Source organism: Serratia sp. NCCP-200, assembly GCF_059697885.1.
On the sequence record NZ_BAAKUJ010000008.1, the window covers coordinates 94,963 to 111,365 of the forward strand.

Here is a 16,403-nt window from a genome sequence, read left to right on the forward strand (position 1 = left end):
GTAGAATTCATCAATGTGGCAGTTTCGTGGCTTCAAGCCTCACTTTGTAAGGCAGGCCCAAATCCCAGCGGCTTTGCCAGTGTACGATGAACTGCCTGGTAACGTCGGGCATATGGCGCAGTACCACCACGTTTTCGCTATTTTGTGTTTCAGCTGAGGGAGCATAGTTAAACGAGCCGGTTTCCACCGTCTTGCCATCGACAATAATCGTCTTGTCGTGCTGAATATGATAGTGCCCATCGATGCGCATCTGTATGCCGTGAGTGGCCGCGTAGTTAATTGCGGCCTGGCTGGCTTTGCCCTGATTCCGGCGTTTATCGACTACCACGCGCACCTCCACTCCACGATTGTGCGCCGCTACCAGCGCCTGGGTGATATCGGGTGCCTGGAAAGAATAACCGATCATTTGGATGGACTGATGTGCGTGGCCGATAATATTCAGCACCAATGCCCGCGCCGAACCCTCCGGCGAAAACTCCACCTGCACGTTAGGGGCCGCATTGGCAGCGGTGGGCAAGGCGACGACAGCGATCAGCGCTAGCCGATTTATCCGGTATTTAAACAATTTTGTGCTCCACGGTGAACGCGGCAGGAATAACAAAGCGGGCCAGGTTCGGAGAGTTTAACTTGGTCGCAGGGGACATTTCACGACTAAACGGATTGATCAATTGACCTCCATCAAAATAGTCAACAGTATGTCAATTGGATGTCTGGTATAGCTCAGTGGTAGAGCAGTCGGCTCTCCTTTCGACTGGACACAGGTTCGAGCCCTATTGCCAGAACCTTTCATTTCTCCTGTTGAAATCTATCCCGAGTAGTGGTTTTGGCTGGGGAAGATGGGTATAACGTCAGTTTTAAACTGACCGATCAGGCAAAGGATTTAACCCATTTAAAGGCGGGGGATACGATTCAAGCCACGATAGTGCGCTCGCGCATCGTTAAACTTGATACTGACCTGGATAAGGCTGCACCGGCGATCACCAACCTTTATGAAGAAAGCAATGCCACCAAGAACAACCCTAATCCTAACGTCAAAGCGGTACATCAGGTCAACGTGACCTTAAAGATCACTCATATTGATGTGAAAAAGCACGAGATCACCTTTGAAGGGCCTGCGGGGCGTAAGAAAGTCGTTTCTGTTGAAGATCCGGCTATCCAGGCTCGCCTGAAAGATCTGAAAGTGGATCAGAGTGTCGTAGTGACCTATACCGATTTGCTTGATATACGTGCCGAGAACGTGAAGAAGTAAGGCCAATATCTTCCTGCCTTGGGGCGCAGCATGCGATGCTGCGCCCACTTGATTATCACTGGGTGAGTTCAGAGTACACATCTTCACCAAGACGCTGGATAATATCCTGACGTAGCAGGAATTTTTGTATCTTGCCTGAGGCGTTACGCGGCAGGTTGTCCACCACCACCAGGTGTTCAGGGTATTTGTATTTGGCGACCCGCTTGCGGCCAAAGAACGCGATGACCTCCTCCAGGGTGAGTGAGACGTAAGCAGCCTTCAGCACCACGTAGGCGCAGGATCTTTCCCCTAATCGTTCATCCGGCATGGCGACAATCGCGGCATCATGGATACGTGGATGTTGCATCAGGATATCCTCCACTTCGCGGCTGCTGATATTTTCCCCGCCACGCACGATAATATCCTTCTTGCGGCCGGTAATTTTAATGTAGCCGTCGGCATCCATGCGGCACAGGTCACCGCTGTAGTACCAGCCATCCTCATCCAGCGCTCGGGCAGTCAGCTCGGGCTCATCCAGATATCCCATAAATACGTTGGGGCCACGTGAGGCTTCTTCGCCTTCTTCACCATTGGGGAGTGGGTTACGCTCTTTATCCACCACTTTGATTTCTACCCCAGGTGCGGCAAAACCGTCGGTATTGAGTACGCGGGAAAGGGGATCGTCCAGGTTGACCACCGCGTGTGGCGAACTTTCCGTCGAGCCGTAGACGCTGAGCAGTTTAATGCCCACTTGCAGGCAATCCTGGGCAATTTTTTTCGGGATGGTGGTGCCGCCGCACAGGAAGAAGCGTAATGATGAGATGTCGTGCGGCTGCTGTTGCAGGGTGCATAACAGGTCATAGACAAAAGGCGTTGCTCCGAGTACGCAAGTACAGCGCTCTTGTTGCAGCAGGGCAAGGCAATCGAGCGGATTAAAGATATCCAGCAGGACGCTGCGTGCGCCAATCAGAAAGGGGGCCGTCACGCCGTGCAAGAAACCGGTCGCATGCCCCAGCGGTGCGGGCATCAGGAAGGTATCCAGCCAGGTGAGATTGAGCCGCGCGCAGTAGGCACGCTCGCTGGCCAGAATATTGTTGTGCGTCAGCATCACGCCTTTGGGTTTGCCTTCGGTACCGGAGGTGAACAGCACGGCGGCCAGCTCATCCCCGTGCACGCTGACCTGCGTGGTCAGTGGTGGAGTATCCCGTAGTAACTGGCTAAGTGCGGGGGCGGTGGTCGCGGGGGATAGCTTGTCGACGGCAACCACTTCTAGCAGATCGGGCAGTTGATCGCGCAGGGGTAAAATAAGGTCAATTGGCCGGGTATTTCTGAACGAGGTCGGCGCGAACAGCACCTTGGCCTGGCATTTGTTCAGCACCCAGACCAGCTCGGCCTCTCGCCAAGAGGGAAGCAGGGGAACGGAAACCGCCCCCGTTTTCAGACAGGCCAGGTAGATCACGGTAAACTCACACCAGCCGGGAAGCTGAAATGCGATGCGGTCACCCGGTTGAATACCGCAGGAGATCAGCCATGCTGCCAAGCTACTTGCCGCGCGGTCGAGGGCGGCATAGGTATAGGAAGTTCCCCGATTGTCGATCACGGCAATCTTTTCCGGCATGGCCTGCTGGGTTTGATGCCAGTAATCGGCAAGCGAGGCATCGCCCCAAAAACCTTGTTGCCGGTATTTGGCCCGGCGCTCAGGATTGAGTTTTATAGTGACACTCATTGGTTTATCTCTATTCATTATTTCTGGGGGGGTGTTGAAATGTTCTGGTCCGGTAAACATTGCCCCTCACCCTAACCCTCTCCCACAGGGAGAGGGGACCGATCGAGCGTGTTTGAAATTGTAGTGACTCACCTTTGATGAGTGACGAGCGGTTTGCTGAGATGGTCTCTTTACTGCCAAAAGTGCAAGGACTATCAGCTCCCTCTCCCTGTGGGAGAGGGTTGGGGTGAGGGGCTCAGCCGTAGCGGAACTCGACGCCAAACGTCCCCAAAGGATATTCCCACTGCTCAAGAATGGTGTCGCCGCACAGCACGCGGCAGGTTCCGCATTCCAGACAACCGGCAGAATCGAAATGGATATTGCCTGTGCTGTCTTGCTTATACAGCCCGGCAGGGCAGGCCAGCATCAGCTTGCGGAACTCCTCCATATTGGGGTTATCCACCAGAATGATGTGCGGGTGGCCCTCATTAACATGGAACTTGTTGATGCCCAGTTTGACGTCTACGTTGACCGGATTTTCGCTGCTCATAGCGCTGTCGCCCCTTTGATGCCGTCTTTCAATAAGTTCATCAGCCCGATCTGTTTCACCCTTTTCATCAGGGCCTTACGCACTGGCTGGGTAGGGCTGCCATCGATGGTGAACATGTCCCCCATGATGTCCGCGACCATGCGCGGATACTGCGTAAACAGGCGCGGGTTTTCCATCAGCGCAGGGATTTTGCGGAAGTGGTGCACCTCATGCATCACGCAGTTTTGCTCCAGGGCGTGCTTATACTCCCCCAGGCTGCTGGCGGAAAAGTTCTGCCGCTGCTTGGCCGCGATGGCCGTATTGGCTGCCGCCTGTGCCGATGCAATAGCGAGATCCATGCCGCGTATGGTAAAGCCCAGGTTCAGGCAGAATCCTGCCGCATCGCCGACGATCATCACCCCGCCGTCAGCCAGCGTTGGAATCATGGCCTTGCCGCCTTCCGGAACCAGGTGAGCACCGTATTCCAGCAGCTTTCCGCCCTGGATCAGCGGGCGAATGGATGGGTGCTGCTTAAAGTCCTCCAGCATCTGGGGCACGCTTTTCCCCGCGTGGCCAATTTCCCCCAATCCGCATACCAGCCCTAGAGAGATGGAGTCCCGGTTGGTATAGAGAAATCCGCCCCCCATCAGGCCGTTGGACGGGGAACCGGCAAACAGCCAGGCGGCCCCGTCATTACCAGAGAGGTTAAAGCGATCTTCGATCACCGAGGGGGATAAACCGATAAGCTCTTTGACGCCTACGGCATAGTGATGTGGCGAAGAAGGGGGCACCAGGTTAATCGAGCGGCCGAGCATGGAATTCACGCCGTCAGCCAGGATCACTATGTCAGCCTTCAGGATATCGTCGCCCGCCTGCACGCCGGTGACCTGATTACCTTCCCGTATCAGCGCGTCGACGCGGACGCCCGAGATAAACTGTGCTCCCGCCTGTTCGGCTTTTTCCATCAGCCAGGGATCGAAGCGGTTGCGCAGCACGGTATAAGACGCCTGAGCGGCAATGTCCGGTTTTTCGCTGTGAAAATCGAGCGTGACGGCGCTTTCCTCCGTCATGAAAGAGATCTTCTCGCGGGTGACCTTGCGCTCTACCGGCGCTTCTTCCGCGAACCCCGGCATGATGCGTTCCAGGCTATGGGCATACAGGCGGCCCCCGGTCATATTCTTACTGCCAGCGCTGTTGCCGCGTTCAATGACCAGCACATCCAGCCCGGCCTGCGCCATCACGTAGCTGGCTACGGCACCTGCGACGCCAGCACCGACCACGATGGCATCAAATTTATCATCCGACATGCTTATGCTCCCTATCCCGCCGCGGGTATGCGGCGGGATGCGTGCGGTGTATCAAAGGGTTAACGACCTAATTGGTCGATCAGGGCAGGGACCACTTTGTAAATGTCGCCCACCAGGCCGTAATCGGCATAGTTGAAGATCGGGGCGTTTTTGTCTTTATTCACCGCGACAATGATCTTGGCACCGTTGCCGCCGACCATATGCTGGATCTGCCCGGAAATGCCCAACATCAGGTAGAGATCGGATTTCAACTGCACGCCAGATACTCCGATATAGCGCTCGCGCTCCATCCAGTTTTCGCCCTCGGCGATAGGACGAGAGCAGCCAACTTCCGCGCCCAACAAGGCTGCCAGCTCATGGACCATTTTCAGGTCGTCCTGTGCTGCCAGCCCACGTCCGACACCAACCACGCGTTTGGCCTTGCTGAGATCGACGCTGCTCAGCGCTTTGGCCCGGCGCTCCTTGCAGAGGATTTCCTGACGTGGGGCAACATAGCTGAGCTGAGTGACCAGGCAGTCATGAGCCGGGTCGGCGGCGGCAGGCTCAATCACGCCGGGAGCCAGGGTGATAATGGCGGTGGTGGTATTGATTTTTTCCTTACCGAAGGCCAATCCGCCGTACATACGGTGTTCGGCGATGAAATCAGCCCCGTCGACGTGCACGGCGGTCACATCGTTCACTACCGCTGCGTTCAGTAACACACCCAGGCGGGCGGTGAGTGCTTTACCGCGTTTGGTGGCTGCCATCAGCACCAGGGCCGGAGTCTGTTCGCCGTTGACCTCTTTCAAGATGTCCGCCAGAGTTTCAGCATAATTTTCAATGCGCTGCAGTGCGGAGGTTTTCTCCAGCACGTAGATGCCGTCTGCACCCAGAGACTTGAGCCTGGCAACCTGTTCGCTGTCCTGCACGATGGCATAAACATGCTCGCCCCACTGGCGTGCGCCTGCCATCAGTTCGCCGTAGCGCTCAACGTTGTCGCTGAACACCCATACGTTTGTCAGTTTACTCATGATGATTTTCTCCAGTCGTGGGTTAGTTCAGCGCTTTTTTCAGATGGTCCGCCAGTTCGGCAATGGCTTCCGGCGAGTCATTTTCCAGAATGATGCGTTGGCGCTGTTTCTGCGGTGGTACGGTGATCTCGACCAGCTCGGCCAAAGGCGGCGTCTGGCTCCAGGCAATGTCATTGGCTTGCCATTGATTGACCGGCTTTTTGCCGGCGCCGAGGATCGCCTTCATCGTCGGAATACGGGGAACGTTAATGTCTGAGGTTACGCAGATCACCGCTGGAAGTGGTAGTTCAAGCACCTCGACCTCTTCTTCGAGCGTGCGCTCAACCAGTACACGATCACCGGCAAACTGGATCTGGCTGACGGCATTAACGGTAGGGAGCTGCAAGATCTCCCCAACCAACAGGCCCACCTGCTGGGCGTATAAATCCCCGGAACCTTCACCAAACAGCATCAGGTCAAAGCCGATTTTGTCTGCGGCGGCAGCCAGCGCGTGTGCGGTATCCATCGGCAGCGCGTTTTCCAGTTGCGCATCCTGCACCAGATAAAGCTCATGAGGGCCGCGCGACAGCACGTCCTTACGCACCTTGGAGTTTTGCAGCAGCGAACCGCCCACGCAGAGCGCGGTAATTTGATCGTTCTCTGTTGCCAGTTGGGTGGCGGCCTCGATCGCATTTAAATCGAACTGGCTGATTTTGGCTTCGGCGTGATCGAAATCGAGCGTACGTTGTGCGGTAACCACAATATCTTGCTCTTCGGGGACCAGCTTAAAGCAGGTTATTATTTTCATGATATCTCCTGTGGGTCGCTCGCTGGCGGCAGAGAGCGTTCTATCAGCGGAAAGGACAAAAAGCATGACAATATATTGCGAGTGCGCAGGGGGATTTACGACTGGATAATCTGTTTTTGTTGCTAACAATCTTGCAAAAAAACGGCTAATAACGGATGGATTGTTGTGCGGGAAAATGGTTTGCCAATGAGTAAGGTAAGCCGGCGGCGCGATCGTGGTGATTTTATTTTCGTGCCATCTTGCACGTGGGGCAAACTATCTTGTTTTAGTCGTCTGGGCTCATATTGTATATTGTTTTCTGTCGCTCTATTTTAGCCACTGATCATTTTGCCAAAGCCAACGTTTTTGTGTGGAGGTTGCCATGTTTCAGCGCTGTTTCGATAATAAAAAAGAAGCCCTTTTTGCGCAGGGGATGACGCCAAAACTCTCGCGGTTCGTCATCAGTGACGATCCCAACTGGGAGTCTGGGCATCATGTGCATAATGATGAGAGCGAGCTGATTTACGTTAAGCAGGGGGTGGCCAGGCTGGTCATCGATTCCTCTTACTACGTGGCACATGCTGGTGATATCGTGGTTATTGAGCCTGGCCGACTCCATGCGGTAGCATCAGACTGCACCTCTCCGGCTACCACCTATACCTGTGCCGTCCATGGCTTCAAGTTTCAGGGCTGGGAAGAGAATCAGATTTTACAGCCTCACTCCTGCCCGGTAGTTTCCGTTGGGCAAGGGGGGGAGGTGATAAAAGCGATCCTTAATGAACTCGGCGTGAGATTACCCCAGCAGAAAAACGAGTTAACCTCATCGATTTATGATGCTTATGGTTATGCCCTCACCGCACTGTTTTATGAAAACTTTAAAAACGCTTACCGTTCAGAGTTGGGGTACATTAAAAAAGATGTGCTGGTGAAGGATGTACTGGTTTATTTGAATAATAACTATCGTGAGAAGATCACGCTCGAACAGCTAGCTAAAAAATTCCGCGCCAGTGTCAGCTATATTTGCCATGAGTTTGCTCGTGAATATCATATATCACCGATTAATTACGTTATTCAACGCCGGATCACCGAGGCCAAGTTTACGCTGACCAATACCGATAATAGCCTCAATGAGATCGCCTGGCGGGTTGGGTACGAAAACGTCGACCATTTTGCCAAATTATTTATGCGTCATGTCGGTTGTTCCCCAAGTGATTATCGTAAGCAGTTCAATAATAACTTGGTGGAACAGGCATGTTTACCGGGTTGAATCTGCTGGTGGCTTATTGATAATGCGCCAGGAGGTTGGCTTATTGGCTACCTCCTGGCGTTTTAGTGCCTTATTTGCTCTGGTAGTCTTTGAGGATCTGGCGGCCAGCAATATAAATCATGATTTCATCGGTGCCACCGCCAATCCTTTCGCAGCGTACGTCACGCCAGAAGCGGGAAACCCGAGCCTCATCCGTATAGCCCAGCCCGCCCATGATCTGGATGGCGTCATCAATTACTTCCATCGCCGTACGGGCGCAGTGGAGCTTACACAGCGCGGCGCTGGTGCGCAGTGACTGCTTCTGATCCGCCTGCCAGGCCACTTTCATCACCATATTGCGCATGTTGTCGACCTTGATCGCCATCAGCGCCAGCTTTTCCTGGATCATCTGGTTATGGCCGATCGGCTTGCCGAAGGCGATACGCTGGTTGGCGTAACGGGCGGCATCTTCAAATGCGCACTCGGCAAAGCCGGCGCTGCGTGCGGCGTTGATCAGGCGTTCCATTTCAAAGTTGTACATCACATTGAGGAAGCCCATGCCTTCTTCACCGACCATATCGCTCTCATCCACCTCAACGTTATCGAGGTAAACTTCGCAGGTGCTCAGCATATGCCAGCCGATCTTGTGCAGCGGATTGACCTTAATGCCCGGCTTGTTGGATTCCATCCACCACAGGGTGAAGGCCTTTTTCGGATCTTTGGGCTCGGGGTCGCGCGCCAGTACCAGCATATACGGGTATTCTTTCGCACCGGTGATAAAGGTTTTTTGCCCGTTCAGATACACTTTGCCGTTTTTACGGGTGTAGGTGGTGGTCGCGGCGCTATTGTCCGAGCCTGCGCCCGGTTCGGTCAGGGCCAGCGCATAGGCCGGATCGCCAGTGGCCAGAGTGCTTTCTGCCGTCTTGCGCAGCTGTTCGGCCGAGCCGAAACGGCGCATGCTGTGAATACACTGGCCGTTGGTGATCAGGAACGCCGGTGCGCCACATTTGGAGACTTCCATCAGCGCCAACATCTGGGTGACATAGTCCGCCGGAATACCGCCGAATTCTTCTGGCACACCTAACAGGGAAATACCGCTATCGGCGAGCGCGCGCATAAACTCGGTAGGGTAGGTTGAGGTCTGATCGCAGGTGCGGAAATACTCTTCCGAAAAGTTATTGCCGATCAGTTCCCGAATACTGGCAAGCAGCAGTTCCTGCTCTTCAGTTAAAGAAAAGTCCATAGCCTTACTCCTTTTAATATACCGCTTCAGGTAAAGTGAAACCCATGACGCCGTCGATAAACAGTCTTTCGTCCATCAGTTTTAACTGCGGGGAAATAACCGGGGCGAAATCCATTTTTGCCAGAATGTCTTTTTCCAAATCGACGCCGGGGGCAATTTCAACCAGGTGCAGACCATCGGCTTTGAGCGTAAAGACGGCGCGTTCGGTGATGTAGCGCACGTCTAATCCCCGTTCGAGCGCGATTTTGCCGCTAAAGGTGATCTCTGGTAATTGCTTGATGAATTTGTTGACGCGCCCTTCCTGCACAATATTCAGCTTGCCGTCGGTGATGTCGGTTTTTAAACTGCCGGCGGTGAGGGTGCCGCAGAACACAATCTTTTTCGACGTCGCGCTGATATCGATAAAGCCACCGGTGCCCATGATTTTGCCGTTGAATTTATGCACGCCAACGTTGCCCTGTTGATCTACCTCGGCAAAGCTCAGGTAACAGACATCTAGCCCACCGCCGTGGTAGAAATCGAACTGGGAGGTCATATCCAGGACGGCACGGGTGTTGACGTTCGCGCCGAAGGCCACGCCCTGCGAGGTAATACCGCCAATGGGGCCGGTCTCGACCGTCAGCACGAAATCATCGGCACATCCCTCTTCGCGGGCGACTAGCCCAATGCCATCGGCAATGCCCACCCCAACGTTGCCCACCGCTCCTTTACGCATCTCAAATAGTGCACGTCGCGCCACCAGTTTGCGCTGGTTAAGGGGCAGGGCGATTTGGGTGCTGTCATCGAGCACGAAATCGCCGGAAATAAAGCGGTTTACCGGGGCGCCGCCATACAGCTGCGTCTGCTGTGGATCGACCACCACGATATCAACCAGATAGCCAGGGATGCGCACCGATTTAGGGTGCAGCGTCGCCTTCTTGACCATTTTTTGCACCTGCATCATCACGATGCCGCCGTTGTTATGCACCGCCTGGGCAATCACCAGCGCATCCAGATACATCACCTCATCTTCGAACGAGGCATAGCCTTCGCTGTCGCAGGTGGTGGCGCGAATAAAGGCGACGTTGGGCGCAATGGCCTTGTAGTAGAGATATTCCTGGTTATCGATCTCGACCAGCTTGATGAGATCTTCTTTGGTCACCTCATTGAGTTTGCCGCCTTGCTGGCGCGGGTCGACGAAGGTACCAATCCCGATCTCGCTTAAAATCCCCGGTTGGTGCGCCGCTGCGGCACGTAGGGTCTGGGTCAACACGCCTTGGGGATAGTTGTAGGCCGCAATCTTGTTCTGCTCGGCCAGATCGGAGATGCGTGGGGATTGCCCCCAATGCCCGCACAGTGCCCATTTCACCAGCCCAACCTGTGCCAGCGGGCTGATGCCGCGATCGGCACGGTCGCCTAACCCTGTCGGGCTGATTAATGACAGGTCACGCGGGGTTTGCGAGGTTTGATATTTCTCTGCCAGCGCGGTAATTAAGGAGGTGGCCTCCAGAATACCGCCACCGGCCCCTAATACGCATAAGGTGGCTTCGTCAGGAATATAATTTACCGCCTCTTGTGCCGATAATACCGGGACTCTGCCATTGATTCTTTTCGGTTTTACCAGATCCATAACGACTCCTATTGATGACCGATGCATTTATTTTATTTTGCGGGGCAACCAAACCCGCACGCAGGCGCGCGGATGCCGCAATTAAGCTGCATGAAAAGTTGATTGCTCTTTTTAGTGACTTGTTTTATTCGGCGGAAAGACGATTATTCCCGCCGACAGTAATATCAGTGCGCCACTGAATTAATGCAGTATCGTTAATATGGTGCGTAAATCCGTGACGGAGATTTGCCCCGGCGCGGAGGCTTTCTTGACCGCGCCAAAGGTGGCCGCAGAGCCAAAGGTTTCGCCCGCTAACCGGGATACAATGCCGGTTTTGGCCATCGACATGGTGATTATCGGCCCGTTGGCATGCTTTTCGTGCATTTCCAGCGTCGCGGCCAGCAGCGTCAGTACGTCACTTTTGTTTTGCGGCATCAGGGCGATTTTCGGAATATCGGCTCCCAATTCCTGCATTTTGCACAGGCGCTTGACGATTTCCTCCTGCGGCGGCGTTTTATGGAAATCATGATTCGACATGATGACCAAGACGTTCTTGGCGTGGGCATGGGCCACGGCCTCTTTGACCAGTTCGTCACCGGTAAACAGCTCCAGATCGATTATATCGACCAGGCCGCTGTCCACCGCTGCCAGATTGAGCGCGATATAGGCCTGTGGGGGCAACGCCTGCTCACCGCCTTCCTGCGCGCTGCGGAAGGTAAACAGCAGCGGCTTGTCGGCAATGATCTCTTTGATCTGACGGGCGGCGGCTAGCACGTTGCTGAGCGTGGCGACATCCGCAAAATGATCGACGCGCCACTCCAGAATATCGAAATCAGCGTGACGATAATCCTGCGCTTCAGCCACCACGGCAGGGATATCTTTACCCATCAACGAGACAATGATTTTTGGCGCGCCTTCGCCGAACACAATGTTTTTTACGGTTATGGTTTTCATTTTTACCTTTTGCATGCTCTTTTGCCGCAATCAATAAGGTGGTGATTTAAGCCCATCACCACGCGCTACGGGAATGCTACGCCTCGAATCCCATCACCACGCGCTACGGGAATGCTACGCCTCGAATCCCATCACCTGTTTTACGTATTCCAGTGGGAAATCTTTGCCAGTCCACAGTTTGAACTGTTCGGCGCCTTGCCATAACAACATGCCGTAACCGTCCACCGTTTTGCAACCTGCCTGTTGGGCCATTTTCAGCAACTTGGTCATGTGTGGGTTATACACGCACTCCGTCACCAGCAGTTCCGGGCGCAGCATGGCGATGTCGTTGACGATGCTTTCGTTTTCCAGCGGCTTCATTCCAACTTTGGTGCCGTTAGTCAGGATATCCGCGCTGGCGATGGCGCTGGCAAACGCTTGCTGGTCTGCCAGATCGGTCACGGTTACCTTGCAGTCGGTGTTGTCGTTGACCCGTTTGGCAAAGTCGAGCGCCTGTTCAAAGAACTCGTCCTTACGATTAAACAGCTTGATCTCTTTGATGCCTTCAACGGCGGCCTGTGCGCCGATAGCGGTAGAAGCGCCACCCGCACCGACCAGCACCATGGTTTTGCCCTTGATATCAAAACCGGTTTCCTTGATGGCCCGAATATGCCCGGTACCGTCGGTGTTATAGCCACGCAGGTAGCCGTCGTCGTTGACGATGGTGTTGATAGCGCCAACCAGTTTGGCCGCTGGCGTTAATTCATCGACATACTGGCAGGCAAACTGCTTGTTAGGCATCGAGACGCCGGTGCCGCGCATTTTTAACGCCTTCAGCCCTTCAATCGCGCTGGCGAAGGTGGTGGTATCGACTTCGAAAGCCATATAGGTAAAAGGTAGCCCGACTTTATCCAACGCTTTATTTTGCATCTCTGGCGATAAGCTGTGTCTGATCGGATAGGCCATCAGCCCGATAAGCTCATATTTTGCGGTTACATCCATTCTAAACTCCTTGTCTAACCATGTTCGTGTGGGGCGCAAACCTGCGTAATCGCTGTTTTGGGTTATTGGAAAAAGCGCTCGCCCAATCGCAGGTCACTTTGCGGGACTTTGAAGACTCTGTAATAGCGAATGAAGACGATGATGGCGGTAACAAAGGCCAGCAGGGCAAAGGCAATATCCAGCAGGATGATATATTGCAAACCAATGTTGGAGAGATAACCGGTGATCAATGGGATCAAGAAGTTGGCCAGCCCGCCCATCATCATATAAACGCTGGTGACCTTGGCTTTGCTTTTCGGGAAAAATTCCGACATGACGGAGACGCCAAGCTGCAATATCCCACCGGCGGCAGAGAAACCAATCGCAAAGGCACCAAGGTTACAAACCAGCGGTGAGGGATACAGATAGATAAGGGTTGCCGCGATCACCGAGACACCGGCGTTAAACACGTTAGCCCATACCGGGCGCACGGTGCTCTTTAACAGCAGGGCGAAGATAAACACGCACATCAGCGAGCCAAGGCTATACCAGGAGATGGTTTTCAGCGCGTCGGCCTCCGCCATACCGGCAAACGCCATTGCGTATTTCGGCATCCAGACCACGATCACGTAGAAGGTAGAGAATGCGGCTACGCCGAAGATAACGGAGGAGACGCCCTCCAACCAGGCCAGCGGCTTACTGTTCATCTGCGGCAATTCTTTGGCCACGGAGGCATCAACCAGCTGGCTGGGGAACTTGCTTTTAAGCAGCAGCAAGGTGATCAGGACGAACAGGATCCCCGGGATGACCATCGCGTAGCCGTACCAGATATGGCTGACCAGCAGGTAGCTGACCAGCATCGGATAGAACATCTGGCCGAAAGAGACCATGGCTTTCACCAGGATCACCGCCGAGCCGGACGTCTTGGGATAGCTCTCCATCAGGGCAGGATAGCCGCCGGTATCAAGCGCCGCATTGGCAACGCCAACGCACACCGCCAGGCCAAAGGCGACGATCAGATTAGGGCTGGCAGGGATACCAAAGAAGAACAGAATATACAGCGCGACACCGATCAAAATGGCGGCGCGGCGGCCAAACTTATCCGATATCACGCCAAAGAACAGAATGCTGACTAGCCGGCCTAACCCAATGCCAGATATCAGGTAGGCAATGCCCGCGTTGTCGGTGCCGAACTTCTCGGCCAGTGGCGTCATGTTTTGTGCCAGCGTAATGACGCTGGCACCGTGGAGAAAATAACTCAAATAGATACTGATGACCGCTAATAAAAATGGCGCTTTGAAGGCCTTGCTCTGGCTCATGCTGTTCTCCGCTTGTCGCTAATTTTTTACGTTTTTGGATCCAGGGGACCTGTTATTCTGGTGGCCTTTCTTTTTAATTAATCATTGCGGGAAAGTAATGGGTGAAAACATCCCGATAAGTCATACTGTGGTAAATAACTTGGGTCATGGATAACCGCCAATACACCGGCAACCTGACGTGTGCTGAGTATAGGTAATGCAGTTGGTGATAAATACGTAATATGCCGTTTTAGTTTCCAACTTTATTGCAGGGAAAGATGCTGAGGCAGCGTTTGATGGTGTTGCCGAATTGTGCCGATATTTCGCTGGTTAAATCAGGTATGGAAGGCTGCTGCACGGTGTTTACTGTTTGGGCGTGGTGAAGGCGAATGGTTATTAACAAGCTATTTACTTTTTCTGGGGATCGGTTGCTGACGGAATACTGTCTGATATTGCACGCGGTCATAATAATATTGTATGTAGTGCCGGTCGGAGGAATAAAGCCAGGTTTCTATATCTAAATAATGGCCCCTCACCCTAACCCTCTCCCAAAAGGAGAGGGGACCGATCGAGTTCGTAATGAGTTGTGGAAACCGTACCTGACCACTGCACTGGATCAACTCCCTCTCCTTGGGGAGAGGGAGATACAGCATAAGAAAGTTAACAGTCAGAGAAGGTAATTTGGCGGGATTAACTGGCCATCTGTACCATCTTAAGGGGACGGTTGGCCTCTTTGTGGCTACGGTAACCAATAAACAGCGCCAGCAGAAAACCACAGGCTGCGATAGCGGTATCGAACCACATAATGTTGGCGATACTGGTTTCGGAAATCTTGGCGGTAATCAAAGGAATGGTGAACGTTGCCAGGCTGCCGGCGCTGTAATAAATGCCGGTGGCTTTGCCTTTCGCGTGGGGAAGGCGGGTCGCCATCAGCGTCAGCCCTAGCTGCATGACCCCGCCTGCGGCAGAGAAGCCGATAACAAAGGCGAAAACCATCACGACGTACATGTTGGGATACAGGCAAACGGTGAGTAAGGTAATGAAGGAGATAAAGGTATACAGCATCAGAAAGGTAGTTGATTTAAACCTTTTCTTTACCAGCCCGGCGGTGATGAACACACACATCAGTGAGCCGATGGTGTAGATGCTCAGCAGCTTGATCGACATCGTATAGCTCATACCCGCCACAAACTGGCCATACTGTGCCAGCCACTGGCTGATCAGGTAAAAGGTGGCCATGGCGATATAGCCATATAGGGTATAGCTGATGAGATCAACGATGGAACAGCGATGGTTGTCATCCGCATTCAAATCGGGTTCGGTGGCCACTCGTCGCCCCGGATGAGCGGGGAATGGGCAGCGCAGCAGGAACAGGCCATTGAGCAGCATAATGCCAGCAGCGATCAGGAACGACCAGCCAAACCAGACCTCAGCCCAGACCAGCAGGCTGATTACCATCGGCAACATAAACTGGCCGCCGGAGACAAAGGCTTTGATCAAGATATTGGCGGTGCCTGGCGACTTGGGGAACGCTTCCATCAGCGTAGGATAGGTGCCCGAGTCGAGAAAACTGTTGGCAACGCCGGCTAAAAAACCAAATACATAAGCGATAATAATGGTGGGGCTAAGCAGAATGCCGAAAAAGAAGCCCAAATAGCACACTATCCCCAGAAAAATAAAGGGTCTGCGGCCAAATCGATCGGATAACATACCTGTGATTAATAGCACACTGAGCCTGCCAATGCCCAAAGAAGAGATGACGATCGAGATGCCTGCGGCATCGGTGTGCCATTGTTCTGCCAGATAAGGCATATTCAAGCTGATTAATATCACCCCCATACCGTGCACCAGATAATTCAGGTACAGCCCCAAGGCTGTTGGTACATACTTGTTTTCCATAGGTTGTTGCTCAGAAACTCGTTCAATAATAAATAATTCGTGCCGGGAAAAACGTCTGGGCACGAGATTGTTACAGGCGTTAGCCTGCTGTCAGGAGTGATAGTCAGTTAAAACTATGGGCAGGTGGTGTTGATAAGCCGTCCTTATTAAATCCCATCCAGGTTAACGAGCGCGATGTGTCCTATTAGTTTGGGTTAACATAGTCGCTCGAGATCATAAGCATAAAGTTGTGCGGCGACCGACTGATAAATTTTCCATTCCAGATAATCACCTTGAGCGTAGACAGCCAGGAAGGACGCATAATCGGGGAAGAAGCGCATGGTATTATTACCAATGCGATTGTTGATCTTGTCGATGATGGCGTTGATGTGTTTTTTTCTTTTTTTAATCATTTTTGTGAATGTATCAATAATAGCAGCTGGTATTTCACTTTCACCACGCTCCCATTGCTGCCATGTAGCTAAATTGTTGTCAGGTGAAATATAGGTCGCACATTCTTCGACCGTCATAAAAAAAAGCTGACGCAGTGCCTGCAGTTCTAAATGATTCATGATGACGCAGATCCACGTTAGAGAAAACCATGCAGAATAAATAGCATTATTGGGCGTTTTTCGTCTTGAACAGGCTCACACTATTTGGTGCAATATTATTTGTTGCCGGAGTGTGAATA

The 16,403-nt window shown here is 53.1% G+C and carries 15 protein-coding genes and 1 tRNA gene; 3 read left to right on the forward strand and 13 right to left on the reverse strand.

Going from position 1 to position 16,403, the window contains the following annotated elements; translation table 11 throughout:
- Window positions 1–10: 10 nt before the first annotated feature.
- Window positions 11–565 (reverse strand): phospholipase D family nuclease, encoded by a 555-nt coding sequence (locus tag AC6HVW_RS21865; RefSeq protein ID WP_222436388.1) that lies wholly within the window; start codon window positions 563–565, stop codon window positions 11–13.
- A gap of 144 nt (window positions 566–709) precedes the next feature.
- Between AC6HVW_RS21865 and AC6HVW_RS21870 the strand changes: the two genes are divergently transcribed.
- Window positions 710–782: transfer RNA gene (locus tag AC6HVW_RS21870), tRNA-OTHER, on the forward strand.
- A gap of 41 nt (window positions 783–823) precedes the next feature.
- Window positions 824–1,249 carry a hypothetical protein gene (locus AC6HVW_RS21875; protein ID WP_137751124.1) on the forward strand — a complete coding sequence of 142 codons (426 nt, stop codon included), beginning with the start codon at window positions 824–826 and terminating at the stop codon, window positions 1,247–1,249.
- A gap of 55 nt (window positions 1,250–1,304) precedes the next feature.
- Here the strand turns inward: AC6HVW_RS21875 and fadK are convergent, their stop codons facing one another.
- The 5 genes from fadK to AC6HVW_RS21900 all read right to left on the reverse strand — a co-directional run bounded on the left by fadK (window position 1,305) and on the right by AC6HVW_RS21900 (window position 6,566).
- A complete protein-coding gene (gene fadK / locus AC6HVW_RS21880; protein WP_071681225.1) occupies window positions 1,305–2,954 on the reverse strand; it encodes a medium-chain fatty-acid--CoA ligase in 1,650 nt (549 codons plus the stop codon).
- Window positions 2,955–3,189: 235 nt separating this feature from the next.
- A complete protein-coding gene (locus AC6HVW_RS21885) occupies window positions 3,190–3,483 on the reverse strand; it encodes a ferredoxin family protein (protein ID WP_071681226.1) in 294 nt (97 codons plus the stop codon).
- Complete coding sequence (locus AC6HVW_RS21890; RefSeq protein ID WP_071681227.1) at window positions 3,480–4,769, reverse strand: FAD-dependent oxidoreductase; 1,290 nt, start codon at window positions 4,767–4,769, stop codon at window positions 3,480–3,482. The genes AC6HVW_RS21885 and AC6HVW_RS21890 overlap by 4 nt, the downstream gene beginning before the upstream one ends.
- 59 nt (window positions 4,770–4,828) lie before the next feature.
- Window positions 4,829–5,779: an electron transfer flavoprotein subunit alpha gene (locus tag AC6HVW_RS21895; RefSeq protein WP_186486998.1), complete on the reverse strand. Its 951-nt coding sequence runs from the start codon at window positions 5,777–5,779 to the stop codon at window positions 4,829–4,831.
- Between the two features lie 22 nt (window positions 5,780–5,801).
- Entirely contained in the window at window positions 5,802–6,566 is a 765-nt protein-coding gene (locus AC6HVW_RS21900; protein ID WP_024483670.1) for an electron transfer flavoprotein, read from the reverse strand.
- 361 nt (window positions 6,567–6,927) lie between these two features.
- Here AC6HVW_RS21900 and AC6HVW_RS21905 point away from each other — a divergent pair, with 361 nt between their 5' ends.
- Complete coding sequence (locus tag AC6HVW_RS21905; RefSeq protein WP_071681229.1) at window positions 6,928–7,812, forward strand: AraC family transcriptional regulator; 885 nt, start codon at window positions 6,928–6,930, stop codon at window positions 7,810–7,812.
- Window positions 7,813–7,882: 70 nt separating this feature from the next.
- On the opposite strand, the gene AC6HVW_RS21910 is transcribed toward AC6HVW_RS21905, so the two are convergent.
- The 7 genes from AC6HVW_RS21910 to AC6HVW_RS21940 form a co-directional block, all read right to left on the reverse strand.
- Complete coding sequence (locus AC6HVW_RS21910; protein ID WP_024483672.1) at window positions 7,883–9,034, reverse strand: acyl-CoA dehydrogenase; 1,152 nt, start codon at window positions 9,032–9,034, stop codon at window positions 7,883–7,885.
- A gap of 13 nt (window positions 9,035–9,047) precedes the next feature.
- Window positions 9,048–10,643: an acyl CoA:acetate/3-ketoacid CoA transferase gene (locus AC6HVW_RS21915; protein ID WP_071681230.1), complete on the reverse strand. Its 1,596-nt coding sequence runs from the start codon at window positions 10,641–10,643 to the stop codon at window positions 9,048–9,050.
- 180 nt (window positions 10,644–10,823) lie between these two features.
- The gene (gene aroD, locus AC6HVW_RS21920) at window positions 10,824–11,576 is read right to left on the reverse strand and encodes a type I 3-dehydroquinate dehydratase (RefSeq protein WP_071681244.1); all 753 of its coding nucleotides are present in this window, start codon (window positions 11,574–11,576) and stop codon (window positions 10,824–10,826) included.
- A 114-nt stretch (window positions 11,577–11,690) separates the two neighbouring features.
- Window positions 11,691–12,557, reverse strand: coding sequence for a quinate/shikimate dehydrogenase (gene ydiB, locus AC6HVW_RS21925; RefSeq protein ID WP_071681231.1), 867 nt, complete (start codon window positions 12,555–12,557; stop codon window positions 11,691–11,693).
- Between the two features lie 62 nt (window positions 12,558–12,619).
- The gene (locus AC6HVW_RS21930; protein WP_071681232.1) at window positions 12,620–13,855 is read right to left on the reverse strand and encodes an MFS transporter; all 1,236 of its coding nucleotides are present in this window, start codon (window positions 13,853–13,855) and stop codon (window positions 12,620–12,622) included.
- Window positions 13,856–14,524: 669 nt separating this feature from the next.
- Window positions 14,525–15,733, reverse strand: a complete 1,209-nt coding sequence (locus tag AC6HVW_RS21935; protein WP_071681233.1) for an MFS transporter — start codon at window positions 15,731–15,733, stop codon at window positions 14,525–14,527.
- A 194-nt stretch (window positions 15,734–15,927) separates the two neighbouring features.
- Window positions 15,928–16,284 (reverse strand): YdiL family protein, encoded by a 357-nt coding sequence (locus AC6HVW_RS21940; RefSeq protein WP_071681234.1) that lies wholly within the window; start codon window positions 16,282–16,284, stop codon window positions 15,928–15,930.
- Between the last annotated feature and the right edge of the window lie 119 nt (window positions 16,285–16,403).